The sequence below is a fragment of the Catenibacterium faecis genome, assembly GCF_014306455.1.
Lineage (GTDB): Bacteria > Bacillota_I > Bacilli_A > Erysipelotrichales > Coprobacillaceae > Catenibacterium > Catenibacterium mitsuoka_A.
In genome coordinates this window covers 26,577-52,719 of record NZ_JACRWG010000003.1, presented here as the reverse complement: position 1 = coordinate 52,719, position 26,143 = coordinate 26,577, and the positions used below count along the sequence as shown (strand labels likewise).

Genomic DNA, 26,143 nt, shown 5'->3' with positions numbered 1-26,143 from the left:
TGCTATACTTGTTGAGAGAATATGAAGGAGGGTTTTTTATGACTCTAGATGAATTAAAGATTGGGGAAAGTGCTACAGTGACTTATGTAGGAGGTTCTGGGTCATTAAGACAACATTTCCTAGATATGGGTTTAATACCAGGTTCTGTTGTAACATTGGAAAAATTCGCCCCAATGGGTGATCCAATGGAATTACGTATTCATGGCTATGAGCTAACATTACGTTTAGATGATGCGAAAAAGATTGGAATAGATATGACAACTAAAGGTGTAGAAGATCATACACCTATTCCACCTATTAAACACCATATTCACCCAGGACTCGGTGAAGGTGGTAAATATCATGATAAAGAGACTGAAAATCCTTTATCAGAAGGAACACAGATTACCTTTGCGTTAGCAGGTAACCAGAACTGTGGTAAAACCACATTATTTAATCAATTAACAGGTTCTAATCAACATGTAGGGAACTTCCCTGGTGTTACTGTTGATAGAAAGAGTGGGTCTATTAAAGGACATCCAGAAACACTTGTAACTGATTTGCCAGGTATTTATTCTTTATCTCCTTATACAAGTGAAGAATTAGTATCTAGACAGTATATCTTAGATGAAAAACCTAAAGGAATCATCAACATCGTAGATGCAACAAATATAGAAAGAAACCTATATCTCACTATGCAGTTAATGGAACTTGATGTGCCAATGGTTCTAGCACTGAATATGATGGATGAAGTAAGAGGTAATGGTGGTTATGTTCATCTAAATAAGATGGAAGAACTATTGGGTATCCCAGTTGTTCCTATTTCTGCTGCTAAGAATGAAGGTATTGATGAATTAGTGAATCATGCCATCCATGTAGCGAAATATCAAGAAGCACCTTTAAGACAGGACTTTTGTGATGAAAATGATGAAGGTGGTGCAGTACACAGATGCTTACATGCCATCATGCATTTAATTGAAGACCATGCGCAAAGAGCAGGTATTCCATTACGTTTTGCGGCTAATAAATTAGTAGAAGGCGATGCAAGAGTAGAAGCAGCCTTAGACCTTGATACAAATGAAAAAGAAATGATTGAACATATCATTTCACAGATGGAAGAAGAAAGAGGATTAGACCGTACTGCCGCTATTGCGGATATGCGTTTTACCTTTATTAATAAATTAGTTAAAGAAACAGTAGTTAAACCACATGAAAGTAAAGAAAGAGAAAGAAGCCGTAAGATTGATGAAATTTTAACAGGTAAATATACAGGTTTTCCTGCTTTTATCGTTATTATGGGACTAGTATTCTTTTTAACATTTAATGTATTTGGTGCCTGGGGACAGTCACTTATGGAAATAGGTGTTGATGCTTTGACTCAAGTTGTAGATAAAGGACTTACTGCTTGGAATATTAACCCAGTGCTACATTCATTAGTTATTGATGGTGTATTCCAGGGTGTTGGTTCTATTATTAGTTTCTTACCTATTATCGTTATTTTATTCTTCTTCTTATCATTATTAGAAGATACAGGATATATGGCGCGTGTTGCCTTTGTAAGTGATAAACTACTCAGAAAGATTGGTTTATCAGGAAGAAGTATTGTGCCAATGTTGATTGGATTTGGATGTTCTGTTCCAAGTGTTATGGCCAGCCGTACACTCCCTTCAGAACGTGACCGTAAGATGACAATCATGTTGACACCATTTATGAGCTGTACTGCAAAGCTTCCAATCTATGCATTCTTTGCAGCTGCATTCTTCCCAAAACAAGCTGGACTTGTCATGGTAGGCTTATATATCTTTGGTATTGTGATGGGTATTATTACAGCCCTCATTTCTAAGCGTTTCTTATTCAAGGGTGAAGCTGTTCCATTTGTGATGGAACTTCCTAATTACCGTATGCCTAGCGCAAAGACTACTTTCCAGTTATTATGGGAAAAAGCCAAGGATTTCTTACAAAGAGCCTTTGGTATTATCTTTATCGCTTCTATTGTCATTTGGTTCTTACAGAGCTTTAACTTAAGATTAGATTTAGTTTCTAATTCACAGGATAGTATTCTAGCGATGGTTGCAGGATTCATTGCACCAATCTTCAAACCTTTAGGTTTTGGTGACTGGAGAATCTCTACATCACTCATTGCTGGATTTATGGCTAAAGAAAGTGTTGTTTCTACACTCTCAGTATTATTTAAAGGAACAGAATCTTTAATGACAATACTTACACCTCTAGGTGCATTGTCACTCTTAATATTCTGTTTATTATATACACCTTGCGTGGCAGCTATCGCTTCTATTAGAAGAGAACTAGGTGGTCCATGGGCTGTGAAGATAGTCATCTTCCAGTGTGTCATTGCCTGGATTTGTGCCTTTATCGTACATACTATTGGATTACTCTTCATATAATTATTTTTTTCAAAATAGTTGTAATGTTTGATACATTTATTGTGATTAATTATAATAAATGTATTGAAGGAGGTGTTCATCATGAAACTATCTAAAATCATACTTTATTCAGATGCGAAAGGACGTGGAGTAAAACCGGATGCTTGTGTAGAAGTCAGTCAGCGTTTAACCATTATGCGTGATGGACACATCTGGTTTACTGGATACAATTACGGAGATGGATTCAATTCTAGAAGAATTATAAGACGTAAAAGAGTGAATATAGGTCAAGAAAAAGCTGAAACACTCTTAGAACTATTAAAAGAATTCTTTCTTGAATCTTCTAATCATCCATCCTCTACAAATCGTGATTGGTGGCGCATTCAGTTAATTGATGAAGAGGGAAATGAATACAACTATAATGTATCTATTGTAGGAGAAGTCATTCTTAAAGAAATAGATCTCACACAATATATGAGAAATATTATTCCTATAGATGATATGTATTTGTTTGGGAACAAGGATTCACACAATTTGACATAATCGAATTATAATCTTAACACATTCATTAAGTATTATATAAACTGTAGTCAAGCAATCCCTTCCCTTCGTTAGACTACAAAGTACAAGTGTAAATACAAGAAAGAAGATAAGTGTTCCCCATGCTTATCTTTTTTCTTTATCACATAGTTTGAATTAACTAATTGATTTATGTAGTATGAGTAAGGGAGGTATTCATATGGTTTTAATTATACCCTTTATAGGAACAACACTAGGTGCAGCCTGTGTGTTCTTTATGAAAAAAGAATTAAGTTTAAATATACAAAAAGCACTCACTGGATTTGCGGCAGGTGTAATGGTGGCTGCTTCTATCTGGAGTTTAATCATTCCATCACTTGATCAATCTTCTACCTTTATTCCTGCACTTATAGGATTTTGGTTAGGTATACTATTTTTATTATTACTTGATCATTTGATTCCTCATATGCATTTAGATCATAGTCAGGAAGGACCACGTAGTCACTTGTCTCAAACGATCAAGTTAGTACTTGCAGTCACTATTCATAACATTCCTGAAGGAATGGCAGTAGGTGTTGTCTATGCATCTTATTTATCAGGTAATAAAGGAATGACTGCCATGGCAGCACTTGCTTTATCAATAGGTATCGCAATACAGAACTTTCCTGAAGGCGCAATTGTATCCATGCCTTTAAGAAGTACAGGAGCGTCTCGATTGAAGTCTTTTATATATGGCACATTGTCAGGTATTGTAGAACCTATCGGAGGTTTTATTACAGTCTTATTATCAAGTTATATTATCTCAGTGATGCCCTATCTACTTAGTTTTGCAGCAGGTGCAATGATGTATGTAGTCGTAGAAGAATTAATTCCTGAAATGAGTCAGGGAGAACATTCTCATTTAGGTGTATTATTATTCTCAGTAGGATTTACTTTGATGATGGTTCTAGATGTCGCATTAGGTTAATTCGTAGTATTAATCTTTACTATTATTTGAATTAAGCATAAGATAGATATAAGAGGTGAAATAAATGAGAAAGATATTCATAGTTTTATTGATGTCTTTGTTTTTTATAAGCCCAGTTTATGCAGATAATCATGTAGTCAATGTCAGCTATGATGGTGAAGTGACAACTGCTTCTGGAGAAGCCCCATCACTCCCATTAAAGGCGAAGGTAACCTTCTACGATGGTAGTGAGAAGGAATATAATATTGACTGGAATACATTTGATGAAAGCTTATATAAGACAAGAAATGCGAGTCAATTTACTGTCACAGGCACTATTGCGGATTTACAGGTAACCACTAGCTGTATAGTGAATGTAGAAGCAGCTAAAATAACACATATTGATGATTTAGCTAATAAAACAGTGACTATAGGAGAAGCACTCTCTTTACCTGCAACAGCTTCTGTAACATGGTCTAATGGAGATCAATCAAATGAAATCATACGCTGGGATAATTATGATAATAATGCTTTAAAGTATGTACATACATTTTCTTTAAATGGTCATATTTATGATCAGACTATTACACAGACAGTTCATGTAAAGTATGCATCTGTTACAAGTGTAAGTGTTCCTGCAGTTGTTTATACAACTACAGGAGTAGAAGCACAATTACCACAATATGCGACTGTTAGCTATTCTAATAAGACAAGTAAGAAGGTTAAAATTATCTGGGATAATCAGATTTTTAATGAAGTAGGTAAATATACAGTTTATGGTAAGTTATATCAGTCTACACGTAAAGTATCAATACGAGTAGAAGTAAAGAAAAATGAAGACACTACTACAGAAACACCAAAACAGGAAGAACCTGTAAAAAAGACTAAGACTAAGAAAAAGAATAAGACTAAGAAGGTTCAAAAAGAAGAGAAGTCATCTTTTTCTTATGTGATTGCATTAGTTGTATTCACAGCTATTTTATTTGGTTTTATCACATTAATTTCTTTTATTAAAAGAAAGATTAGAATCAAGGAGAATCGTTAAGGATTCTCTTTCTATTTTTATTAATAAGGTAAGCGCTTACTGGAGGGCAGAGTATGAATGAAATAAGGGGTGTTAGAAAAAAGAATGTTTTTAAGATTATTCAGTCGTTAGTAAAACAAGGAGGGTGTACAAAGAATGAATTAGTATTCTATACTGGTTTATCTTTATCTACGATTGATAGTCTTTTAGAAGAGATGTTGAAAAGTAATCTTGTAATTAAAGCAGGATATAGAGAATCTACTGGTGGAAGACCAAGTATGGGCTATCAAGTCAATGGAGAGTTTTCACAAACATTATGTATATATGCTTATAAGCATGATAAAACAATAACAGTCATAGGACGTCTTTATAATCTCTATAGTGAGATGATGGAAGAAAAAAGAAGAGATGTATCTAAACTAGATTGTGAAGTATTATGTTCTTTTATTGAAGAGATGTTGAATGCACAGGTACATACAATATGTCTCTCTTTACCTGATTGTGATATAGATATAAAGCATCGTTATAAACAACGAGTATTCGTAAAGAATGATGTGCATATGGGAGCTATAGGCGCTTATATTAAGCATATGCAATATGATTCTATTGTATTGTTGGATTCAAAAGGTGATTCACGTTTAGGAATAGTTATTAATGGACATCTTGTAGAAGGAAAGAGTTCTATTGCTGGACAAACTTGTTTCTTGCCTGTTATAAATCATGAAGATTATAAGAATAGAAGATCTATGAAAGGTAGAAGTAAAAGACTTGTTTTAGAACTACAGAATATTATTGGAATGTTGAATCCTGAAGCAATCGTTATATGTAGTGATGGAATAGATTCACATTATGTAGAAGAAGAACTATTAAAGATATTTAAGATGAGCGATATGCCTCATTTGATTTATATTGATAATTATATTGATGAGGTCATGCTAGGTATGGAGAGTATAAGTAAAGATAGCTTATTTGACAAAATGTCAAGATAAAGTATGATGGTAGAAAGGGGTGAGAAAGATGTCACAGACAGTATTAATTACAGGTGCTTCTAATGGAATAGGGAAAGCATGTGCACGTGTATTTGCGAGAAAAGGATATGACCTTGTACTTGTTGCACGTCATAGAGAAAAACTAGAAGCAGTGAAAGCAGAATTATCTGAATATGATGTACAGATTAAAGTGATTGCGATGGATCTTACAGGAGAAGATGCTGCCGTAGATCTATATAATGATTTAGTACTTGATGATATAAGTATTGATATTCTAGTCAATAATGCAGGTTTTGGAGATCATGGTGCTTTTCATGATTCATCATGGGAAAAACAGAAGAAGATGGTTTTATTGAATATAGTGGCTTTAATGCAGATGACTTATGTATTTGGTCAGGCAATGAAACGTAGAAAGAAAGGCCGTATATTGAATGTGGCTTCTATTGCTGGACTTTGTGCAGGACCTTATATGTCTACTTATTATGCAACGAAAGCTTTTGTATTATCTTTTAGTGAATCTATTGCCTATGAACTGAAAGACTATAATGTAGAAGTATCATGTTTATGTCCTGGCCCTACCAAGACAGGATTTATGGATGTAGCCAACTTAGGTCAGTCTCCAATGTTTAAATTATTTAAACCACAGTCTGCAGAGGCTGTTGCGGAAATAGGTATACAAGGTTTATTTGATAATCGTTTAGTTCAGTTCACTGGTATATCAGGATACTTATTAAATATTGCGGCAAGATTCCTACCACGCTCATTTTTAAGTTCATGCACAGGATTTGTGAACGGAAAGAGAAAAGTATGATTGAACATCCACTAGAACCAATCATAGATGAACAATGTGAAGTATTAATATTAGGAAGTTTCCCTTCAGTGAAATCAAGGGAAATTTCTTTCTATTATGGTCATCCTCAAAATAGATTTTGGAAGATTATTGGTACAATCACACAAACAGACTATGAAACAATAGAAGATAAGAAAAAGATGTTATTGGAACACCATATTGCGATATGGGATATTATTCATTCATGTACTATTACAGGAAGCAGTGATGCCTCTATTAAGGATGTTGTACCTAATGATATTAAAACTTTAATACAAGGTACAAATATCAAGAGGATATATTGTAATGGTGGGACTTCTTTAAAACTTTATAAGAAGTACCAGGAAAAAGAAACAGGAATAAAGGCTGTACTTCTACCTTCCTCTTCTCCTGCCAATGCTCGTTACAGATTAAGTGATTTAGTCGATATATGGAAGAAAAAATTGACTTTATAATAACCTTTATGTATGATTAATCATGTTAATCAAGGAGGACATATATGGAATCAATCGCATTATGGTTTGCAGGAACATTAGGTAAATACATTTCATCTAAACTTGCAGTATTTATTGTATCTTTAGTTCCTATTCTTGAATGTCGTGGAGGATTAATTGCATCAGCATTATTAAAAGTAGATATTCGTTATGCAGTACCTCTATGTATTCTAGGAAATATCTTACCAATTCCATTTATTTTATTATTTATTAAACGTATATTTAAATGGCTTAAGAAGTTTAACTTCTCTAGACCATTAATTGAAAAACTAGAAGACCGTGCTATGAACAAGAGCAAGAATATGAGTAATGGTGAATTCTTAGGACTCTTATTATTCGTAGGTATTCCATTACCAGGTACTGGTGCATGGACAGGTTCTTTAGTGGCTGCATTACTTGATATGGACTTTAAGAAGGCTATTACAGCTATCTTCTTAGGTATCTTACTTGCGACACTTATTGTTGGTTCATTATCATATGGCTTATTAGCTGCATTCTAAAAGAGAGACTAATCATCTCTCTTTTCATATTCCTCTAAGATTTCCTGCATTTTCACAAGACCTCTTTCACAATTTGGATGAAGTAGATCACAGCTTCTTGCACACCCTAAACAGAATTCATTTTCTAATAGTTTCAGTTCTTCTTCTTTCATAATCTTCACCTCAACTTATTATATGAATAACTTTCTATGATTGACAAGCGATATGAATTTGGTAGAATGAAATTAATTAAAGGGGAGTAGCTCTTACAGAACCGTTCGTCAACACGTTATGTTCAACATAACCGGATTGTTTTGGTCATTTATGATCAGCGAGACCTTTAATAAAACGATTGTTTTTATTAAAGGAGGAATAGAAATGTATAAAAAAACAATTGAAGAAGTAGTAAACTCTTTAGATACAAATATTGAAAAGGGACTGACTTCTTCTGAAGCAAAGAAGAGACAAGGCATATATGGTACTAATGAACTAGAAAAGCCACAGAAAAGGTCTCTTCTTTTACGTTTTCTAGATCAATTCAAGGATGCAATGATTATTATTTTAATTATTGCAGCAGTGATATCTATTATTGTAGAACCAGGAGACTGGATTGATTCTCTCATTATTGTAATAGTAGTAATGATGAATGCGATTCTAGGTGTTGTATTAGAGAGTCATGCAGAAAAGAGCCTTGAATCATTACAGGAATTATCTGCACCACAATCTAAGGTATTAAGAGATGGTGTGAAACAGACTATTGCCTCTAAGGAATTAGTGCCTGGTGATATTATTATTCTTGAAACAGGGGATATGATTCCTAGTGATGCACGTTTAATTGAAGCTTATAACTTAAAGGTAGATGAATCTGCCTTAACAGGTGAATCTGTTCCTGTAGAAAAGACAACTGATCCTATTAGTCAGGATGTTGTGATTGGGGACCAGACAAATATGGTCTTCTCTTCTACAGTAGTCACTTATGGTCGTGGTAAAGCAATAGTGACATCTACTGGTATGAAGAATGAAGTAGGTAAGATTGCTGGCATGTTAAATGCGAGTGAAAAGGAATTAACACCTTTACAGGTTAAATTAAATGAAATTGGTAAAACAATTGGATTACTTTGTATTGTAATCTGTGTGATTGTATTTATTCTTGAATCATTGAGCGGTATTAGCTGGCTAGAATCATTTAAGACAGCTGTTGCCTTAGCTGTTGCAGCTGTACCAGAAGGTCTTGCAGCTACTGTTACTATTGTCTTAGCTGTTAGTGTGACTAAGATGGTTAAACAGCATGCCATTATTCGTAAATTACCTGCAGTAGAAACATTAGGTAGTACTTCTATTGTATGTTCTGATAAGACAGGTACATTAACACAAAATAAGATGACCATCTTAAAGACTTACTTAGATGGTGATGAAGTACAAGATTTAGAAGAAGCAGACGCTAAGACTATTGATATGTTGAATGCATTTACTCTATGTTCTGATGCGTCTATTGATGATGGTAAGGTACTAGGTGATCCTACTGAAGTTGCACTAGTAGAAGCAAGTAAGAAGATGAACTTTGAAAAGAAAGCACTCATGGAAAAGTATCCACGTGTAGGAGAATTGGCTTTTGATTCTGATCGTAAGATGATGAGTGTTATTGTGAAGGATGGAGATCATTATGTGTCTATTACTAAAGGTGGACCTGATGTGATCTTAAATAGATGTCGTGATGTAGATAGTGACCAGGCTATGACTGCCAATGATGAAATGGCTAAAGATGCATTAAGAGTTTTAGCTGTGGCAGTGAAGACATATGATAAAATGCCTACTAACATTACAGTAGAAGAAATAGAAAATGATATGGACTTTATTGGGTTTGTAGGTATGATTGATCCAGCTCGTCCAGAAGCAAAAGAAGCCATTAGAGTTGCTAAACATGCAGGTGTGCGTACTATTATGATCACCGGTGACCATAAGACAACAGCGACTGCCATTGCGAAAGATTTAGGTATTTTAAATGAGGGACAGGAAGTTATTTCTGGTGAAGAATTATCTCAGATGTCTCAGGAAGAACTAGAAAAGAATGTAGAAAAATATAGTGTTTATGCACGTGTGGCTCCTGAACATAAAGTCAATATCGTCAAAGCATGGAAATCAAAGAATAAGATTGTCGCTATGACAGGGGATGGTGTCAATGATGCACCAGCCTTAAAGACTGCAGATATTGGCTGTGCTATGGGTATTACAGGTACAGATGTAGCGAAGAATGCTGCTACTATGATTCTAACAGATGATAACTTTGCGACTATTATTCAGTCTATTAAACAGGGCCGTGGTATTTTTGATAATATCCAGAAGGATGTACAGTTCTTATTATCAAGTAATATTGGTGAAGTATTAGCTATCTTCTTAGCTTCTATTATTGCGTTAATAAATCCTTCTTGGGGATTTGGTGTACCACTATTACCTATTCATTTATTATGGATTAACCTAATCACAGATGCTTTACCAGCCTTTGCGATTGGTTTAGAACCAGTTGAAGATGATATTATGGATAGAAAACCAAGAGAAAAGGATGAAGGTTTCTTTGCGAATGGCTTAATGGTGAAAGTCATCTGGCAGGGTGTTATGGTAGGTTTACTTACTTTAGTTTCTTATTCAATTGGTCAGTATTTCAGTCATCATGAATATGCGATGACTATGGCATTTATTACAATGTCAGGTGCTGAATTATGTCATGCTTTTAACGTGAAGAGTCATCATTCAGTATTTAATAAACAGGTATTTAACAATAAATACTTATGGGGTGCAACAGCTTTAGGTCTTGTATTACAGTTAGCCATTATCTTTACACCTCTTTCTCATTTATTTAGTTTAGTGCCTCTTGATCCATCTCATTTCGCGATTGCAGCATTACTTGCATTCTCAGTTATCCCAATCGTAGAAATCTCTAAACGTTTCGATAAACGTTAACACCTGCATTGCAGGTTTTTTTTTTACTATTTCTATTGCATTTATCTCATATGAGTAGTATCATTAAGTTAGTAAAGGCTAACTCCTTTACTAAACACAACATATCCTTTCATATTCTCAGTTCCTTAAAACAGAGGACATAAAAAAATCACAGGACGGCACACACCTGTGATTTTTTTATTTAGATCTTATTTTTAAAATAAGCTTTTAAAGCTTCAAAAGTTTCTGGTGAAATATAATGTTCGATACGACATGCATCCTGTGAAGCAGTAGACTCACTGACTCCAATATGAACTAGGATATTTCTTAATTCAGTATGTCTTTCAAATATCATATTCGCAATCTTAGCACCAGCGTCTGTTAATGTAATGGCACCATCTTCATCCATGTTGATGAGTTCCTTCTCTTTTAATCTTTTCATCTGTTGTGAAATAGTAGGTTTAGAGAAATTCATTTCACGGGCGATATCAATGGAACGCACATGTCCTTTCTTCTTTTGAATAACTAATATAGTTTCTAAGTACATTTCTGTTGATTCACTCATTTTATTCACCTCATTTGAATCATTATAGCATAAAAATTCAAATAATGAAAAAGTTAGGCTTTACTAATATTTTTGTTGACATATAAAAACAGTAAGGCTATACTAACAATGAAGTTAGAAAAGGCTAATTAGGTTAGTCTAATCATCTGAGGAGGCGGAGTATATGCCAATTAGTATGGCAAATCCTGGAGATACAGTCATTATTAGACGTATTACAGGAACTGATAAAGTAAAGAATCATCTAGCAGAACTTGGTTTTGTAGTAGATGGAGAAGTAACTATTATCAGTAAAGTAGATAACGGAATTATTTGTAATGTGAAAGGCAGTAGGATTGCGCTTTCTGAACAGATGGCCAATCGTATATTGTTTTAAGGGAGGCGTAACATGAACTTAAAAGATGTAAAAGTGGGCGAAACAGTAACTATTAAAAAAGTAACTGGTACAGGTCCAGTAAAAAGAAGAATTATGGATATGGGTTTAACTAAAGGACAGAGTGTTTATGTAAGAAAAGTTGCACCTTTAGGAGATCCAGTAGAAATCACAGTACGTGGTTATGAGTTATCATTGCGTAAAGCAGATGCGCAGATGATTGAAGTGGAGGAATAGTTATGAAGATAGCGTTAGCGGGTAACCCTAACTCTGGTAAAACAACGTTATTTAATGCACTGACAGGGAGTACTCAGTATGTTGGTAACTGGCCAGGGGTTACGGTTGAAAAGAAAGATGGGAAACTAAAAGGTCATAAGGATGTGACTATCCAGGATTTACCTGGTATTTATTCATTATCTCCTTATACACTAGAAGAAGTTGTTACAAGAAGATATTTAATTAATGAAACACCTGATGCAATCATTAATATTATTGATGGTACAAACTTAGAAAGAAACTTATATTTAACTACTCAGTTAGCTGAATTAGGTATTCCAATGGTTTTAGCTGTTAATATGTATGATATCATCGAAAAGAAGGGTGATAAGATTGACTTAGATCAGTTAGGTCAGTTATTTGGTTGTAAAGCAGTCACTTTATCTGCATTAAAGAATAAAGGAACTCAGGAAGTGGCTGAAGAAGCAATTAAACTTGCACATAACCATAAAGTATCAGAACATCCTCATGTATTTGTTGGTTCAGTAGAACATGCTTTGGCACATATTGAAGAATCAATTGAAAATAAAGTAGATGCATCTAAGTTAAGATGGTTTGCAGTTAAGGTATTTGAAAGAGATGAAAAGGTATTGGCTGAACTTAAATTGGATCAGGCAGTATTAAATGAAATCGAAGGTCATATTGCGGATTGTGAAAAAGAAATGGATGATGATTCAGAATCTATTATCACAAACCAGAGATATACATTTATTAAGAATTCTATTAATAAGGTTCTTACAAAGAAGAATCCACATCAGACATTATCTACATCAGATCAGATTGATAAGATTGTCACTAACAGATTCTTGGCTTTACCAATCTTCGTATTAATTATGTGGCTTGTTTATTACATCTCAGTATCTACAGTAGGTAGTTGGATGACTGACTGGGTGAATGATGTATTATTTACTGAAATCATTCCACCTGCAGTAGAAACTTTCCTTAAATCAATTGGTTGTGCAGCTCCATTAATCAGCTTAATCAAGGATGGTATTATTGGTGGTGTTGGTACAGTATTAGGTTTCGTACCACAGATGGCACTTATCTTCTTATTCTTAGCTATTCTTGAAGATTCAGGATATATGGCAAGAATTGCCTTCATTATGGATAGACTATTACGTAAATTCGGTTTATCTGGTAAATCATTTATCCCTATCTTAATTGGTACAGGATGTGGTGTTCCAGCCGTTATGGGTACACGTACTATTGAAAATGAAGCAGATAGAAGAATGACTATTCTATTATGTACATTTATTCCTTGTGGTGCGAAGACTGTTATTATTGGTATGATCAGTTCAGCATTCTTCCCAGGTAACACTTGGATTGCGCCAGCAATGTATTTCTTAAGTATTTTAGTTATTATCTTATCAGGTATCGCATTAAAGAAGACTCGTTTCTTTGCCGGTGATCCAGCACCATTCGTAATGGAATTACCAGCATATCACCTTCCTACTTTTAAGGGTGTATTTATCCATGTATGGGAACGTGCAAAAGCATTCATGATTAAAGCGGGTACTATTATCTTTAGTATTTGTATTGTAGTATGGTTATTATCTACATTTAACTTCTCATTCCAGATGGTTGATATTGAAAACTCAATGTTAGCATCTATTGGTCATGTATTTGCAACATTATTCGCACCAGTAGGTATTGAAAACTGGAAAGGTTCAGTAGCTGTTATTTCAGCATTAGCTGCTAAGGAACAGGCTGTTTCTACTATCTCTATCTTAAATCATATGGGTGATGCAGATTCAGGTGCTAAGGCAATTCATGCTATGGTGAATACATTCTCTGCAATGGGTGGTTTCTCATTCATGATCTTGAACTTATTCGATCCACCATGCTTTGCCGCTATTGGTACAATCATGAGAGAAATGGGTTCTAAGTTCTGGGGATGGTTCGCAGTATTATACCAGATGGTATTAGGTTATGTATTAGCTATGATCACTTATCAGTTAGGTTCATGGTTATTCTATGGTGCAACATTCGGATTAGGTCAGATTCTATCAATCGTATGTATTCTAGTAATGATCTACTTCATTGTAAGACCAGCACCTAAACCAGAATTAAAGACACAGAGAGCTTAATCAATTATGGGTAACATCATAGTTGCGGCTATTGTTGTTGTGTTGCTCATTATAGGTGTTCTTCACTACAAGAAGACATTACAGTCAGGATGTTGTGGTGAACACGATCAAATAAAGAAAATAGGTACGAGGGATAAGGATAAAAATCTTTATCCCTATCGTACTACTCTTCATATTGACGATATGTTCTGCAAGAACTGTGCAGCAACAATAGAAAACGCATTTAATCAACATAAAGAATATCTTGCATCAGTAAACATGAATAAGAAAGAAATCACTATTCTTTCTATGAATCAACCTGATCTAGAAACATATAAACAGATGATCATCAAACTTGGTTATACGCCAAGATAATTGTATAATAGAAGCAAGGAGGAGATAGTATGGGTACAATTATAGTAAGTATTTTATTAGTAATCTGGATTTGTCTTGTCCTTAGAACTATATATAAAAATAAGAAAAAAGGCATAGGTGTATGTGGCCATAATTGTAATACATGTGGTACAAATGATCTATGTCATGCTGATCTCTATAAAATGTATCGTGAAGAGATGCGTAAAGAAGGACACGCTTAGTGTTCTTCTTTTTTTTTAGTTTGAGCATATTTATTGAATTATATCTCAAAAGGACTATAGTATAAGTAGTAATAATTACTATATACTAAAGGAGGAATTCTGATATGAAATGGGTATGTAAAGTATGTGGATATGTGTATGAAGGTGATGAATTACCTGAAGATTATGTATGTCCACTATGTGGTGTAGGACCAGAAGAATTTGAAAAAGTAGAAGAATAATATTATTCTTAACAGTAAAAGAGACTGTAACGTTTAAGGTTATCTATTCGTTACAGCCTTTTTTCTTAGTATTAATTTAAAAGAGTTCTTTTGCTTTCATACGCTTCAATTCAGCATGTGTACTTTTCTTATGTCTGCAATAGAAGTAAATACCTAGCATAACAAAGTTTCCAGCATTGATAGACACAATAGTATATACAATGCTTGTTGTTGTAAGAGAGTGATCTCTTAATGCGGTAGATGTTTTATCTGAAGAACTTTCTACCACTTTACCTGTTTCTGTCATCACAGATTGAGTCGTTTCAATTTTATTATGGGTTGGTATGAATCCAAATGCGAATATGAGTGAACTCGCAAAAATAATGATTGGGATAATCAAACCAAGTAACCTATTATCCTTTTTCGATAAAAATATTTGTAGTCTTATAATTGCGATTATAATAATCACACCAATAATACTCTTAATCATTTTTTTATTTCTCCTTTATTTTCTTATACTCTGTAATCAAATTCTTAGCAACGTCAAATTCTATATCTTCATCAATGACATATCTTTTGATCAACTCTACAAATTCATCATTATCTGTTTTATCTTCAGCTAACTTGATCTTATCAATCAATTTATTTAACCTGACTCTTACTGTTGGATAAGTAACACCATATAACTTAGCAACTTCTTTTAAAGAACCTGAAGCGAGTATAAATCTTTTGATAAAAATCATATCTTCATCATCCAAATTTTTCATCCACATAGGGACAGTATCCATATTTATCACCTCTTTTTGTAATATAACATATTTATATTTTAAATAAAAGATAAATAATTTAATAATGTTAAAGTGTATGTTTAATAAAATTAAAAATACTACTAGTTTTTTAATCATTATGTAAGTGTTGTGTATTTTGATTAGGTTTGATTTATTTCCTTGTTTGATATGATATAGTAGTGTGGAATGGAGAGGTGAATATGAAGAAAATATTAATTTTATTAGTGACAATGATGTTATGTGCCTGCTCACCTGCAGAACCTATGTCACTTAAAGACAGCTATGGACAATACAAACAGGAGAAAATCGTATATGCGAATAAGAAGGATTACATAAAGAAGAAGGATGCTTATAATGCGTATCTTGTTTATGAAATCAATAAAGATGCATGTACATTTGAAAGTGATTTAAAGTATCAGAATATCCAGTATAAGAAGGTTGAACTATCAAAAGATGAGAAAGAAAAAGTTCCTGAAGCACTCATCAAATACAACCTTTATGAAGGTGAAAAACAGTTAGGTATTGCGGTTTACTTAGGTGAAGAAGCTGTTTATATTGCTAGCTATGATCAATATGATGGTAGCCCTGTATATATTGCGAAAATGAAAAAAATCATAAATAAGAGCTAAAATTTACGAAAAACAGAAAATAAATAATTTTGTTTATATTTAAAGAAAAATTATTGACAAAGTAAAAAAGTGATTGTATTATAAACCTAAGTTAAATAAACAAATCGATGAACGAGAAGAGTATCTTACAATCACCTACAGCGAGATGACATAGAGTGGAAGGTCATCAGGAAGATATAAGAGAAACGCACTTGGGAGAGTCTGTTGGAATTGAGTATAACAGAACGTGAATCTGCGTTAATGAAGAGGTGGTTTGTATGATACAAGCAACTAGAGTGGTACCGCGTTTATATACGTCTCTGGATTAATCCGGAGGCGTTTTTTGTTTATTAAAGGGGTGTTTGATATGAAGGAACGACGATCTAGTTAAGTAGTGGGGCATTAAAATAAAACATCAAACATTTAAAGGAGAAGAAAATTATGGAAAAGAAAACATTTAAGAAAGTTGTATTAGCTTATAGTGGAGGATTAGATACTTCAATTATTATTTCTTGGTTAAAGGAAAATTATGGCTGTGAAGTTATTGCAGTTGCTGCTGATGTGGGACAGGGTGCTGGAGAACTTGATGGTCTTGATGAAAAGGCTGCAAAGACAGGTGCTTCTAAATATATTTGTGTAGATTGTAAACCTGAATTCGTTAAGGATTTCTGTTTTGAAGCAGTTAAAGCCAATGCATTATATGAAGGTAAATATATGTTAGGTACTTCTCTTGCAAGACCAATTATTGCGAAGAAGTTAGTAGATATCGCTTTAGAAGAAGGTGCAGATGCAATCTGTCATGGATGTACTGGTAAAGGTAATGACCAGGTAAGATTTGAATTAGCTATTAAAGCATTCGCACCAGATATGCCTATTATCGCTCCTTGGAGAGAATGGGATATTAAATCAAGAGAAGAAGAAATCGAATATGCTGAAGCAAGAAAGATTCCTCTAAAGATTAATAGAGAAACAAACTACTCTAAAGATAAAAACTTATGGCATTTATCACATGAAGGTTTAGATCTTGAAGATCCAGCTAATGAACCTAAGTATGATGAAATCCTAGAAATGGGTGTTTCACCAGAAAAGGCACCAGATGTTCCAACATATATCACTTTAACTTTTGAAAAGGGTGAAGCTGTCGCATTAAATGGTGAAAAGCTTGAACCAGTAGAAATGTTAGCTAAGTTAAATGAAATCGGTGGTGCGAACGGTGTTGGTATCGCAGATATGGTTGAAAACAGACTTGTTGGTATGAAGTCAAGAGGTGTATATGAAACACCTGGTGGAACTATTTTATATGCAGCACATCAGAACCTAGAAGAAATTACTGTAGATAAAGAAACACAGCATTTCAAACAGCAGGTAAGCTTAAAACTTGCTGATAATATCTATAACGGCCAGTGGTATACACCTCTTACTGAAGCATTACTTGCATTCGTAGATAAGACTCAGGAAAACGTAAATGGTGATGTTAAACTTAAATTATATAAGGGTAATATCGTAGGTGCTGGTGTTACATCTCCAGATACATTACATGATTTACAGACAGCATCATTTGATGAAGATGATGATTATGATCAGTATGATGCTAAAGGATTCATCACATTATATGGTTTACCAATCAAGGTAAAAGCTAAGTTAGATCAGAAGAAAAAGAAATAGGAGTTTAAGATATGGTATTGTGGAAAGGTAGATTTTCTAAAGAATTAAATCATGAAGTGAATGCATTCAATTCATCTCTTTCATTCGATCATCGTATGTATAAACAGGATATCAGAGGATCTCTTGCTCATGCAAAGATGTTATGTAAACAGAGTATTATTGAAGAGAAAGATTATGAAGAGATTGTAGAAGGTTTAAATGCAATTTTAAAAGAGATTGAAGAGGGTACACTCCTCTTTGATCCTGAAGCTGAAGATATTCATATGTTTGTGGAAAGTGAACTCACAAAACGTTATCCAGTGGCTGGTAAAAAACTACATACAGGACGTTCTAGAAACGATCAGGTTGCATTAGATCTTCGTTTATATGCACATGATGAAATTCTAGAAATCAAGAAGATGTTAGTGAATCTGATTCATACATTAACAGATTTAGCTGAACATAACCTTGATACAATCATGCCAGGATACACACACTTACAAAGAGCACAGCCTATTACTTTTGCCCATCATTTAATGGCTTATGCATCAATGTTTTTAAGAGATATTGATCGTTTAGAAGATGTTGATAAGAGACTTTATGTATCACCTCTAGGAAGTGGTGCACTTGCAACAACAACTTATCCATTAGATAGACTATTTGTGGCAGAAGAATTAGGTATGTATGATATTATGTATAACTCTTTAGATGGTGTGAGTGATCGTGATTATGCGATTGAGTTATCAAGTGCCTTAGCCACAATCATGATGCATTTATCAAGATTCTCAGAAGAAGTGATTCTATGGTGTTCATGGGAATTCAAATTCATTGATCTTGATGATGCGTATGCAACAGGTTCTTCTATTATGCCTCAGAAGAAGAATCCAGATATTGCAGAATTAGTAAGAGGTAAGAGTGCAAGAGTCATTGGTGATGTGAATACATTACTTACAATGATGAAGGGACTCCCTCTTGCTTACAATAAAGACATGCAGGAAGATAAAGAAGCTTTATTTGATGCAATTGATGAAGTCAAGCTTTGTCTTCCAGTCTTTACAGATATGATGGCAACTATTACTGTTCATAAAGATAAGATGAGAGATGCTGCTGCAAGAGGATTTATTAATGCGACAGATTGTGCAGATTATTTGACTAAGAAAGGTATGCCATTTAGAGATGCTTATAAGATTACTGGGGAACTTGTAAGATATTGTATTGAACATGGAGAAACATTAGAAACACTTCCTCTAGATGTTTATACAGGTTATACAGATATGTTTGGTGAAGATGTTTATCAGGCTATTTCATTAGAAACATGTCTTAACAACAGAGCAGTTGTTGGTGGACCTTCTCCTAAAATTGAGATGGAGAATATTCATAGAATCAATCAGAAAGTGAGTGGATATTGTGATTAAAGCAGGTATTATTGGTGCAAGTGGTTATGCAGGATGTGAACTATTAAGAATCTTATTAATGCATCCTGAAGCAGAAGTAACGGCTATTTCTTCACATAGCTATACTGGTAAGAAGATTTATGATCTTTATCCTAACTTCTATCAGGTATGTGATTTAGAGTTTATTGAAGATACAGAAGTCATTGAGAAAGCAGATATTATTTTTGCATCTCTTCCTCATGGCTTATCTGAAAAGTATGCCAAGACATGTGTAGAAAAGGGTAAGAAGTTTATTGATTTAGGGGCTGATTTCAGACTTGATAAAGAAGAAGATTATCAGAAATGGTATGGTTTAGATTATAACTTACCAGAACTTCATAAGAATCAGGTATATGGTTTACCTGAAGTCAATAGAGATAAGATCAAGGATGCTACTATTATTGGAAATCCTGGTTGTTATCCTACAACTATTACTTTAGGTCTTTATCCATTATTAAAGAATAAGCTCAATGTATCACAAAAGATCATTATTGATTCAGCATCAGGTACAACAGGTGCTGGTAAGAATTTAAGTGATGGTATGCATTTCCCAAGATGTAATGAATCGTTCCATCCTTATAAAGTAGGTGTACATAGACATACACCAGAAATTGAGCAGGAATTAAGTAAGATGAATGAAAAAGATGTACATATCACATTTGTCCCTCATTTACTTCCTGTAGACCGTGGTATTGTTTCTACTATTTATGTTCCTGTAGATAAGTCTCTAGAAGAAACCTATGAAACATATGTAGAGGCTTATAAGAATGAACAGTTTGTGAGAGTATTACCTCTTGGACAGGTCGCAGACTTAAAGTTTGTGAAAGCATCTAACTATTGTGATATTTCATTACATATGGATGAACGTGATCATACATTAATTGTAGTGTCTACAATTGATAATATGGTGAAAGGTTCTGCTGGTCAGGCAGTACAGAATATGAATATTATGTATGGACTCGATGAGAATACAGGTTTAAATCTTGTCGCTCCATCATTCTAAGGAGGATGTTATGAAAGATATACTTGGTGGTGTTTGTGCACCAATAGGATTTAGCGCAAATGGTATTCATGCAGGAATGAGAAAGAATAAATCTAAGAAGGATTTATCTCTTATTGTGAGTGAAGAGTTATGTACAGCAGCTGCAACATATACACAAAATAAAGTAAAAGGTGCTCCTTTGACAGTTACAAAGCAGCATTTAAAGAATGGTCGTGCAAGAGCTATTATCTGTAACTCAGGTAATGCGAATACATGTAATTCAAATGGTATTGAGCTTGCGAATGAAGTATGTGCTTTAACTGCAAAGGAATTAGGTTTAAAGGAAGATGATATTATTGTCGCTTCTACTGGTGTTATTGGTCAGCCTATGTCTATTGATCCTTTTAAAGATCATATGAAAGAACTTGTAAAAGGGTTAAATGTAGATGGGTCTCATGATGCATGTTATGGAATCATGACAACTGATACACAGCCTAAAGAATATGCAGTAGAATTTAAACTAGGTAATACAAAATGTCATATTGGGGCTATCGCAAAGGGTTCTGGTATGATTCATCCAAATATGGCAACAATGCTTGCTTTTGTAACAAGTGATGTAGCTATTTCTAAAGAATGTTTAGAAGCAATGGTACATGAAGTTGTAGATGATACATTTAATATGGTCAGTGTTGATGGGGATACATCTACTAATGATATGTTATGTGTATTATCAAATGGTATGGCACAGAATAATAAGATTGTCTTAAAGGATCAGTCTTATAATATTATGAAAGATGCGTTATATCATATTTGTGAACAATTATCTCGTGGTATTGCGAAAGATGGTGAAGGAGCAACTAAACTTCTTACATGCAATGTCAAGAACGCGAAGACATTACAGGATGCCAAGATTGTCGCAAAGAGTGTAATCACTTCTACTTTATTTAAAGCAGCGATGTTTGGTAGAGATGCGAACTGGGGTCGTATCTTATGTGCTATTGGTTATTCTGATGCTGATTTAGACATCAATAAAGTATCCGTGACATTGGCTTCATCTGCAGGAGATATTCATGTTTGTGAGAAGGGCATGGGTGTGATCTTTGATGAAGACAAAGCATTAAAGGTCTTATCTGAAGATGAGATTGATATCAATATTGATTTAAATGATGGTATGTGGGATGCAACAGCATGGGGCTGTGATCTTACTTATGATTATGTGAAGATTAATGGGGAATATAGAACATAATGGAAGAAAGAGAAATATATCGAGCAAAAATCTTATCTGAAGCTGTTCCTTATTTACAGGAATACAATGGTAAGACAGTAGTAGTAAAATATGGTGGAAATGCGATGATCAATGAAGAATTGATGAACAATGTCATTTCTGATATATGTCTAATGACTTTAGTTGGTATTAATGTCGTATTGGTTCATGGTGGGGGCCCTGAAATCAATAAGGCATTAAAACGTTCTGGTATAGAATCAAAGTTTATTAATGGGTTACGTTATACTGATGAAGAAACAATTGATATCGTACAGGAAGTATTAGCGGGTAAAGTCAATAAGAATCTTGTAAAGCTAATAATGAATGGGGGAGGCCGTGCAGTAGGTCTTTGTGGTATTGATAATAAGTTGTTAGAGGCGAAGAAGATTAAAGACGAATTAGGTTATGTAGGCACTGTTACACAGGTAAACAATGAAATCATTAAGGATGCAATCAAGAGTGGTTATATTCCAGTTATTGCGTCTATCGCAATGGATGATGAAGGTAATAGTTATAATGTCAATGCAGATTATGCAGCAGCAGCTATTGCGGATAGTCTAGAAGCAGAAAACTTGATTGTAGTTAGTGATATTCCTGGTTTATTAAGAGATCCTCATGATGAAAAGACATTAATTCCAGAGGTATCTATCCAGGATGTAGAAAACTTAAAAGCAGAAGGTATTATTGCAGGAGGTATGATTCCTAAAGTGGATTGTATTACTCATGCATTAAAAGGCAATATGTCAAAAGCAGTCATTATTGATGGTCGTATTCCACATTCTATTCTTATTGAAATATTATCTAAGGATGGTAGTGGTACACTATTCACAAGATAACAGAGTTACATCTGTTATCTTTTTTTTACCTCTAAAATAGTATATTATTAAAGATAAGGAAGGGTGAAACGATGAAAAGATTATTATGCTTATTATTATGTAGTATATTGTTTGTAGCATGTGGTACTACAAAAGAGACAAAAAAGAAAGATACTGCAGTAGTAGAGAAACAAAAGAAAAAGGAAGAGGAAGCTAAGAAATTAGAAGAACAAAAGAAAAAGGAAGAAGAAGCTAAGAAACTAGAAGAACAGAAGAAACAGGAAGAAGAAGCAAAAAAACTAGAAGAACAGAAACAAATAGAAGAACAGAAAAAACTAGAGGAACAGAAGAAAGCTGAAGAACAGAAAAAAGCTGAAGAAGCTAAAAGACAGGAAGAAGTAAAAAGACAACAGGCACCTGTTGCGATAAATAATAATGTGGTTGCTATTGATGCAGGACATCAGGCGAGAGGTAATTCACAATTGGAACCTATTGGGCCTGGTGCTTCAACACAAAAGGCTAAGGTCGCAGGTGGAGCAACAGGAACTGCCACACGTATTCCTGAATACCAGACAACTCTTAATGTAAGTTTGAAACTAAGAGATGTTTTACAGTCTAGAGGGTATAAGGTTGTCATGATTCGTACAACGAATGATGTAAATATTTCTAATAGAGAAAGAGCTGAAATGGCTAATAATGCAGGTGCTGGTGCTTTTATTAGATTACATTGTGATGGTATTGGTAATAGTGGTGTCACTGGTGCAAGTGTACAGGAACCAGCTAATGGAAATCCTTATATGAGTGCAGGTAATGTATCTGCTTCACAATCTTTAGGAAGAACAGTACTTAATCACTATTGCAGTACTACAGGTATTAGAAATAGAGGAATGGCTGCACGTAATGACTTAAGTGGAATCAACTGGTGTAAGACACCTGTCTGCTTATTTGAGATGGGATTTATTTCTAATGGTGATGAAGATAGAAAGTTAAACAACAGTGATTTCCAGCAGAAAATTGCGGAAGGTATTGCGAATGGTATTGATGCGTATTTTGGTCGATAATAATTGCATTTATGCCTATTAACTGTTTATAATGTTTCTTGATAAGGTTATCCTTAGAGGATAACCTTGAATTTTAGAGTATATTCCTATGTATTTAGTAGGAACTAGAGGTGAAACGATGGATAACATTAAAGCGATAGAACGTAGTATTATTACAAACTTTAGAAAACCTTTATGGCGTAGATTTATTAAGGGTATTCAGGATTATGAATTAATTGAACCTGGTGATAAGATTGCGGTATGTATTTCAGGTGGAAAGGATTCAATGCTTCTTGCAAAGTTATTACAGGAATTACAGAGACATGGTAAGTTTCATTTTGATTTAGAGTTCATCTGTATGGATCCAGGCTATAATCCTGCCAATAGAAAATTGATTGAAGAGAATGCAGAAAAGCTAGGTATTCCTATTCAGTTCTATGAATCAGATATATTCAATGTTGTACATGGAATAGAAAAGAACCCTTGTTATTTATGTGCAAGGATGCGTAGAGGGTTCTTATATAATAGAGCACAGGAATTAGGATGTAATAAGATTGCGTTAGGACATCATTATTCTGATGTCATAGAAACAATATTAATGGGTATGATGTATGGGGCTCAGATCCAGACTATGATGCCTAAACTTCATAGTAAGAACTTTAAAGGTATGGAATTAATCCGTCCTATGTATTTGATTCATGAAGAAGATATTATTGCCTGGGCTGAGAAGTTTAATTTAAAGTTCTTACAGTGTGCATGTCGTTTTACAGAAGAGTCTGAAGCACGTGGAGAAATTGAACATACATCTAAACGTGCAGAAACTAAGATGTTGATTAAGAAACTAAGAGAAATCAATCCTAAAGTGGAACAGAATATCTTTAAGAGTGTAGAGAATGTAAATCTTAAAACAATTATTGCCTATACTGACTGGGATGAATCAAAGAAGAGTTTCTTAGATTTCTATAAGGAGCAGGACTAATGGATGATCAGTTTACAAGATTAAGATGGGTAGCAGGTAATGAGTCTATTGATATCATGAAGACTAAACATGTTGCAGTGTTTGGCTGTGGTGGTGTTGGAGGCTATGTCATTGAAGGACTTGTTCGTTCTGGTATAGGAACAATTGATGTATTTGATCATGATACAGTGGATATCACAAATCTCAATAGACAGATCATTGCCTTACATTCTACAGTAGGTAAGAAAAAAGTAGATATTATTAAAGAACGTATGTTAGATATTAATCCAAATTTAAATATAAATACGTTTGATACATTTTATTTACCAGAGAATGCTGATACAATAGACTTATCTCAATATGATTATGTAATTGATGCAATTGATACAGTAACTGCAAAGATAGAATTGATTAAGAGATGTACAGAATTGAATGTACCTATTATATCTTCTATGGGTACAGGAAATAAGCTTGATCCTTCTCACTTACAGATTACTGATATATATAAGACAAAGATTGATCCTCTTGCGAAAGTAATGAGAAGAGAATTAAAAGCAAGAAGAATTAAGAAGTGTTTAGTTGCTTATTCAGATGAGATTCCTGCAAAGACAGGACAGAGAACACCGGGTAGTAGTGTGTTTGTGCCAGCGAGTGCAGGATTAATGATTGCAGGATATGTGTTTCAATCATTGATAGGAGGATAGTAGTATGGCTAAAGTTGCAGTTTTAATGGCAGATGGTTTTGAAGAAGTAGAAGCCTTAGGTGTAGTAGATATCTTAAGACGTGCAGAAGTGGATGTAGACACTGTTTCTATTAAAGAGGAGCAGGTTGTCATTTCTTCTAGAAACATTCCTGTACGTGCCGATAAGACACTTACAGACATGGATTATTATGATATGATTGTGATTCCTGGAGGAGCAGGTGCATGGACCTTAAGAGATGATGATCGTATTATTTCACTCATTAAGAAATATGATCATGAAGAAAGATATATTGCCGCTATATGTGCAGGACCTATGGCTTTAGGTAAAGCAGGTGTAATCACTAATAAGAAAGTCACTTCTTATCCAGGAGAAGAAATTGAAAGCTATTTAAAAGCAGGTAAATATGTTGAAGAAGAAGTGGTTGTAGATGGTCATATTATTACAAGTAGAGGACCAGCCACAGCATTTGCGTTTGCCTATAAGCTTTTAGATGTATTAGGTATTGATTCATCAAGTCTTAAGCATGGAATGTTGTATGATTTATACAGATAGCCTTTGTGCTATCTTTTTTTAATGCAAAAAAAAAACGATCCCGAAGGATCGTAGTATTTAATATGGTGACCGGTACGGGATTCGAACCCGTGAATGCATGCGTGAAAGGCATGTGAGTTAACCGTTTCTCCAACCGGCCAGCGGAATTGAGTATATCATAGGAAAAACGAATACGTCAATAGTTATTTTAATATTTTGATAAGGAAAATGCTGAAATTTTTTTGCCTTTAAAGGTAAACTTAATTTGTATATTCTTCTCTTTATATTTATAGGTTATTGTACCTTTTCCATTATTGTAATGGTTAGAAGTAGGGGAAGAATAAGTATGCTTTACTGTAGAATAATCAGTCCCAACAGTAATATTATTCTTAAGTTTATACTTCTTAGTAAAGAGAGTGATTGTTTGGATCTTTCCATCTTTTTCTGAATATTGAATATTAGAATCAAATAAAGCATCTGACATCTTTGATGCACTCACACCAGGGTAAACCTCTTTATTCTTATAAATGACTGTATAGTCCTTTATATCAGTTTGAGCACTACATGCACATAATAAGAGACATAGTAATAATAGTATCTTCTTCATATGTATACCTCCTTGTCTTTATATTAGAACTTTAATAAGAAATTGCAAGAGAAGTTTAACAGGGAGTAACTACCGTCTAGTAGAGTGAAGAAATGTTAAAGAAAAAAGACTTCAT

The 26,143-nt window shown here is 34.1% G+C and carries 30 protein-coding genes, 1 tRNA gene and 1 other annotated feature; of the genes, 25 read left to right on the top strand and 6 right to left on the bottom strand.

What is annotated here, in order from left to right:
* The first annotated feature begins 38 nt into the window (after positions 1 to 38).
* From feoB (H8909_RS01985) to H8909_RS01950, 8 genes are all read left to right on the top strand, one after another.
* Positions 39 to 2,384 carry a ferrous iron transport protein B gene (gene feoB, locus H8909_RS01985; protein ID WP_187011641.1) on the top strand — a complete coding sequence of 782 codons (2,346 nt, stop codon included), beginning with the start codon at positions 39 to 41 and terminating at the stop codon, positions 2,382 to 2,384.
* Positions 2,385 to 2,465: 81 nt separating this feature from the next.
* Complete coding sequence (locus H8909_RS01980) at positions 2,466 to 2,906, top strand: hypothetical protein (RefSeq protein ID WP_187011640.1); 441 nt, start codon at positions 2,466 to 2,468, stop codon at positions 2,904 to 2,906.
* Between the two features lie 196 nt (positions 2,907 to 3,102).
* On the top strand, positions 3,103 to 3,849 hold the full coding sequence (locus tag H8909_RS01975; RefSeq protein WP_238928194.1) for a ZIP family metal transporter: 747 nt from the start codon (positions 3,103 to 3,105) through the stop codon (positions 3,847 to 3,849).
* A gap of 64 nt (positions 3,850 to 3,913) precedes the next feature.
* Complete coding sequence (locus H8909_RS01970) at positions 3,914 to 4,873, top strand: Ig-like domain-containing protein (RefSeq protein WP_187011638.1); 960 nt, start codon at positions 3,914 to 3,916, stop codon at positions 4,871 to 4,873.
* Between the two features lie 53 nt (positions 4,874 to 4,926).
* Positions 4,927 to 5,841, top strand: coding sequence for a hypothetical protein (locus H8909_RS01965; RefSeq protein WP_187011637.1), 915 nt, complete (start codon positions 4,927 to 4,929; stop codon positions 5,839 to 5,841).
* A gap of 28 nt (positions 5,842 to 5,869) precedes the next feature.
* Positions 5,870 to 6,652 carry an SDR family NAD(P)-dependent oxidoreductase gene (locus H8909_RS01960; protein WP_187011636.1) on the top strand — a complete coding sequence of 261 codons (783 nt, stop codon included), beginning with the start codon at positions 5,870 to 5,872 and terminating at the stop codon, positions 6,650 to 6,652.
* On the top strand, positions 6,649 to 7,125 hold the full coding sequence (locus H8909_RS01955) for a DNA-deoxyinosine glycosylase (protein ID WP_187011635.1): 477 nt from the start codon (positions 6,649 to 6,651) through the stop codon (positions 7,123 to 7,125). Before H8909_RS01960 ends, H8909_RS01955 begins: the two co-directional genes overlap by 4 nt.
* A 44-nt stretch (positions 7,126 to 7,169) precedes the next feature.
* On the top strand, positions 7,170 to 7,664 hold the full coding sequence (locus tag H8909_RS01950) for a COG2426 family protein (RefSeq protein WP_187011634.1): 495 nt from the start codon (positions 7,170 to 7,172) through the stop codon (positions 7,662 to 7,664).
* Positions 7,665 to 7,672: 8 nt separating this feature from the next.
* Here the strand turns inward: H8909_RS01950 and H8909_RS01945 are convergent, their stop codons facing one another.
* Complete coding sequence (locus H8909_RS01945; RefSeq protein ID WP_187011633.1) at positions 7,673 to 7,816, bottom strand: hypothetical protein; 144 nt, start codon at positions 7,814 to 7,816, stop codon at positions 7,673 to 7,675.
* Positions 7,817 to 8,021: 205 nt separating this feature from the next.
* On the opposite strand from H8909_RS01945, the gene H8909_RS01940 reads away from it, so the two are divergent.
* Positions 8,022 to 10,601: a cation-translocating P-type ATPase gene (locus tag H8909_RS01940; protein WP_238928193.1), complete on the top strand. Its 2,580-nt coding sequence runs from the start codon at positions 8,022 to 8,024 to the stop codon at positions 10,599 to 10,601.
* A 181-nt stretch (positions 10,602 to 10,782) separates the two neighbouring features.
* On the opposite strand, the gene H8909_RS01935 is transcribed toward H8909_RS01940, so the two are convergent.
* Positions 10,783 to 11,145 carry a metal-dependent transcriptional regulator gene (locus H8909_RS01935; protein WP_187011632.1) on the bottom strand — a complete coding sequence of 121 codons (363 nt, stop codon included), beginning with the start codon at positions 11,143 to 11,145 and terminating at the stop codon, positions 10,783 to 10,785.
* A gap of 163 nt (positions 11,146 to 11,308) precedes the next feature.
* Here H8909_RS01935 and H8909_RS01930 point away from each other — a divergent pair, with 163 nt between their 5' ends.
* From H8909_RS01930 to H8909_RS01905, 6 genes are all read left to right on the top strand, one after another.
* Positions 11,309 to 11,518: a FeoA family protein gene (locus H8909_RS01930; RefSeq protein ID WP_006505528.1), complete on the top strand. Its 210-nt coding sequence runs from the start codon at positions 11,309 to 11,311 to the stop codon at positions 11,516 to 11,518.
* A 12-nt stretch (positions 11,519 to 11,530) separates the two neighbouring features.
* Complete coding sequence (locus H8909_RS01925) at positions 11,531 to 11,752, top strand: FeoA family protein (protein WP_022425513.1); 222 nt, start codon at positions 11,531 to 11,533, stop codon at positions 11,750 to 11,752.
* Between the two features lie 2 nt (positions 11,753 to 11,754).
* The gene (feoB, locus tag H8909_RS01920) at positions 11,755 to 13,878 is read left to right on the top strand and encodes a ferrous iron transport protein B (RefSeq protein WP_187011631.1); all 2,124 of its coding nucleotides are present in this window, start codon (positions 11,755 to 11,757) and stop codon (positions 13,876 to 13,878) included.
* Positions 13,879 to 13,884: 6 nt separating this feature from the next.
* Entirely contained in the window at positions 13,885 to 14,232 is a 348-nt protein-coding gene (locus tag H8909_RS01915; protein WP_187011630.1) for a heavy-metal-associated domain-containing protein, read from the top strand.
* Between the two features lie 29 nt (positions 14,233 to 14,261).
* Complete coding sequence (locus tag H8909_RS01910) at positions 14,262 to 14,453, top strand: FeoB-associated Cys-rich membrane protein (protein WP_006505524.1); 192 nt, start codon at positions 14,262 to 14,264, stop codon at positions 14,451 to 14,453.
* Between the two features lie 104 nt (positions 14,454 to 14,557).
* Positions 14,558 to 14,674 carry a rubredoxin-like domain-containing protein gene (locus tag H8909_RS01905; RefSeq protein WP_022425517.1) on the top strand — a complete coding sequence of 39 codons (117 nt, stop codon included), beginning with the start codon at positions 14,558 to 14,560 and terminating at the stop codon, positions 14,672 to 14,674.
* A gap of 76 nt (positions 14,675 to 14,750) precedes the next feature.
* Here the strand turns inward: H8909_RS01905 and H8909_RS01900 are convergent, their stop codons facing one another.
* Complete coding sequence (locus H8909_RS01900) at positions 14,751 to 15,143, bottom strand: hypothetical protein (protein ID WP_187011629.1); 393 nt, start codon at positions 15,141 to 15,143, stop codon at positions 14,751 to 14,753.
* A 4-nt stretch (positions 15,144 to 15,147) separates the two neighbouring features.
* Positions 15,148 to 15,441: a DUF2089 family protein gene (locus H8909_RS01895; protein WP_187011628.1), complete on the bottom strand. Its 294-nt coding sequence runs from the start codon at positions 15,439 to 15,441 to the stop codon at positions 15,148 to 15,150.
* A gap of 200 nt (positions 15,442 to 15,641) precedes the next feature.
* Between H8909_RS01895 and H8909_RS01890 the strand changes: the two genes are divergently transcribed.
* From H8909_RS01890 to H8909_RS01845, 10 genes are all read left to right on the top strand, one after another.
* A complete protein-coding gene (locus H8909_RS01890) occupies positions 15,642 to 16,070 on the top strand; it encodes a hypothetical protein (RefSeq protein WP_187011627.1) in 429 nt (142 codons plus the stop codon).
* Positions 16,071 to 16,168: 98 nt separating this feature from the next.
* Positions 16,169 to 16,374: a binding site (T-box leader), on the top strand.
* Positions 16,375 to 16,490: 116 nt separating this feature from the next.
* Entirely contained in the window at positions 16,491 to 17,714 is a 1,224-nt protein-coding gene (locus H8909_RS01885) for an argininosuccinate synthase (protein WP_006506230.1), read from the top strand.
* A gap of 11 nt (positions 17,715 to 17,725) precedes the next feature.
* Entirely contained in the window at positions 17,726 to 19,108 is a 1,383-nt protein-coding gene (gene argH / locus H8909_RS01880) for an argininosuccinate lyase (RefSeq protein ID WP_117458699.1), read from the top strand.
* Entirely contained in the window at positions 19,092 to 20,129 is a 1,038-nt protein-coding gene (gene argC / locus H8909_RS01875; RefSeq protein WP_500778897.1) for an N-acetyl-gamma-glutamyl-phosphate reductase, read from the top strand. Before argH ends, argC begins: the two co-directional genes overlap by 17 nt.
* Before the next feature lie 10 nt (positions 20,130 to 20,139).
* Positions 20,140 to 21,354 carry a bifunctional glutamate N-acetyltransferase/amino-acid acetyltransferase ArgJ gene (argJ, locus tag H8909_RS01870; RefSeq protein WP_187011625.1) on the top strand — a complete coding sequence of 405 codons (1,215 nt, stop codon included), beginning with the start codon at positions 20,140 to 20,142 and terminating at the stop codon, positions 21,352 to 21,354.
* Positions 21,354 to 22,208 (top strand): acetylglutamate kinase, encoded by an 855-nt coding sequence (argB, locus tag H8909_RS01865; protein WP_006506234.1) that lies wholly within the window; start codon positions 21,354 to 21,356, stop codon positions 22,206 to 22,208. The genes argJ and argB overlap by 1 nt, the downstream gene beginning before the upstream one ends.
* A 71-nt stretch (positions 22,209 to 22,279) precedes the next feature.
* Complete coding sequence (locus tag H8909_RS01860; protein ID WP_187011624.1) at positions 22,280 to 23,248, top strand: N-acetylmuramoyl-L-alanine amidase; 969 nt, start codon at positions 22,280 to 22,282, stop codon at positions 23,246 to 23,248.
* Positions 23,249 to 23,366: 118 nt separating this feature from the next.
* A complete protein-coding gene (locus tag H8909_RS01855) occupies positions 23,367 to 24,206 on the top strand; it encodes a tRNA 2-thiocytidine biosynthesis TtcA family protein (protein WP_040390032.1) in 840 nt (279 codons plus the stop codon).
* Complete coding sequence (locus H8909_RS01850; protein WP_006506238.1) at positions 24,206 to 24,889, top strand: tRNA threonylcarbamoyladenosine dehydratase; 684 nt, start codon at positions 24,206 to 24,208, stop codon at positions 24,887 to 24,889. Before H8909_RS01855 ends, H8909_RS01850 begins: the two co-directional genes overlap by 1 nt.
* Positions 24,890 to 24,893: 4 nt before the next feature.
* Positions 24,894 to 25,442, top strand: coding sequence for a DJ-1 family glyoxalase III (locus H8909_RS01845; protein WP_006506239.1), 549 nt, complete (start codon positions 24,894 to 24,896; stop codon positions 25,440 to 25,442).
* Between the two features lie 63 nt (positions 25,443 to 25,505).
* Here H8909_RS01845 and H8909_RS01840 read toward each other — a convergent pair.
* Together H8909_RS01840 and H8909_RS01835 are read right to left on the bottom strand one after the other, a co-directional pair.
* Positions 25,506 to 25,581, bottom strand: a tRNA-Glu gene (locus tag H8909_RS01840).
* A gap of 48 nt (positions 25,582 to 25,629) precedes the next feature.
* The gene (locus tag H8909_RS01835; RefSeq protein ID WP_187011622.1) at positions 25,630 to 26,028 is read right to left on the bottom strand and encodes a hypothetical protein; all 399 of its coding nucleotides are present in this window, start codon (positions 26,026 to 26,028) and stop codon (positions 25,630 to 25,632) included.
* Between the last annotated feature and the right edge of the window lie 115 nt (positions 26,029 to 26,143).

Coding starts and splice junctions, on each gene's coding strand:
- feoB (WP_187011641.1), top strand. CDS start 39: ATGACTCTAGATGAATTAAAGATTGGGGAAAGTGCTACAGTGACTTAT.
- H8909_RS01980 (WP_187011640.1), top strand. CDS start 2,466: ATGAAACTATCTAAAATCATACTTTATTCAGATGCGAAAGGACGTGGA.
- H8909_RS01975 (WP_238928194.1), top strand. CDS start 3,103: ATGGTTTTAATTATACCCTTTATAGGAACAACACTAGGTGCAGCCTGT.
- H8909_RS01970 (WP_187011638.1), top strand. CDS start 3,914: ATGAGAAAGATATTCATAGTTTTATTGATGTCTTTGTTTTTTATAAGC.
- H8909_RS01965 (WP_187011637.1), top strand. CDS start 4,927: ATGAATGAAATAAGGGGTGTTAGAAAAAAGAATGTTTTTAAGATTATT.
- H8909_RS01960 (WP_187011636.1), top strand. CDS start 5,870: ATGTCACAGACAGTATTAATTACAGGTGCTTCTAATGGAATAGGGAAA.
- H8909_RS01955 (WP_187011635.1), top strand. CDS start 6,649: ATGATTGAACATCCACTAGAACCAATCATAGATGAACAATGTGAAGTA.
- H8909_RS01950 (WP_187011634.1), top strand. CDS start 7,170: ATGGAATCAATCGCATTATGGTTTGCAGGAACATTAGGTAAATACATT.
- H8909_RS01945 (WP_187011633.1), bottom strand. CDS start 7,816: ATGAAAGAAGAAGAACTGAAACTATTAGAAAATGAATTCTGTTTAGGG.
- H8909_RS01940 (WP_238928193.1), top strand. CDS start 8,022: ATGTATAAAAAAACAATTGAAGAAGTAGTAAACTCTTTAGATACAAAT.
- H8909_RS01935 (WP_187011632.1), bottom strand. CDS start 11,145: ATGAGTGAATCAACAGAAATGTACTTAGAAACTATATTAGTTATTCAA.
- H8909_RS01930 (WP_006505528.1), top strand. CDS start 11,309: ATGCCAATTAGTATGGCAAATCCTGGAGATACAGTCATTATTAGACGT.
- H8909_RS01925 (WP_022425513.1), top strand. CDS start 11,531: ATGAACTTAAAAGATGTAAAAGTGGGCGAAACAGTAACTATTAAAAAA.
- feoB (WP_187011631.1), top strand. CDS start 11,755: ATGAAGATAGCGTTAGCGGGTAACCCTAACTCTGGTAAAACAACGTTA.
- H8909_RS01915 (WP_187011630.1), top strand. CDS start 13,885: ATGGGTAACATCATAGTTGCGGCTATTGTTGTTGTGTTGCTCATTATA.
- H8909_RS01910 (WP_006505524.1), top strand. CDS start 14,262: ATGGGTACAATTATAGTAAGTATTTTATTAGTAATCTGGATTTGTCTT.
- H8909_RS01905 (WP_022425517.1), top strand. CDS start 14,558: ATGAAATGGGTATGTAAAGTATGTGGATATGTGTATGAAGGTGATGAA.
- H8909_RS01900 (WP_187011629.1), bottom strand. CDS start 15,143: ATGATTAAGAGTATTATTGGTGTGATTATTATAATCGCAATTATAAGA.
- H8909_RS01895 (WP_187011628.1), bottom strand. CDS start 15,441: ATGGATACTGTCCCTATGTGGATGAAAAATTTGGATGATGAAGATATG.
- H8909_RS01890 (WP_187011627.1), top strand. CDS start 15,642: ATGAAGAAAATATTAATTTTATTAGTGACAATGATGTTATGTGCCTGC.
- H8909_RS01885 (WP_006506230.1), top strand. CDS start 16,491: ATGGAAAAGAAAACATTTAAGAAAGTTGTATTAGCTTATAGTGGAGGA.
- argH (WP_117458699.1), top strand. CDS start 17,726: ATGGTATTGTGGAAAGGTAGATTTTCTAAAGAATTAAATCATGAAGTG.
- argJ (WP_187011625.1), top strand. CDS start 20,140: ATGAAAGATATACTTGGTGGTGTTTGTGCACCAATAGGATTTAGCGCA.
- argB (WP_006506234.1), top strand. CDS start 21,354: ATGGAAGAAAGAGAAATATATCGAGCAAAAATCTTATCTGAAGCTGTT.
- H8909_RS01860 (WP_187011624.1), top strand. CDS start 22,280: ATGAAAAGATTATTATGCTTATTATTATGTAGTATATTGTTTGTAGCA.
- H8909_RS01855 (WP_040390032.1), top strand. CDS start 23,367: ATGGATAACATTAAAGCGATAGAACGTAGTATTATTACAAACTTTAGA.
- H8909_RS01850 (WP_006506238.1), top strand. CDS start 24,206: ATGGATGATCAGTTTACAAGATTAAGATGGGTAGCAGGTAATGAGTCT.
- H8909_RS01845 (WP_006506239.1), top strand. CDS start 24,894: ATGGCTAAAGTTGCAGTTTTAATGGCAGATGGTTTTGAAGAAGTAGAA.
- H8909_RS01835 (WP_187011622.1), bottom strand. CDS start 26,028: ATGAAGAAGATACTATTATTACTATGTCTCTTATTATGTGCATGTAGT.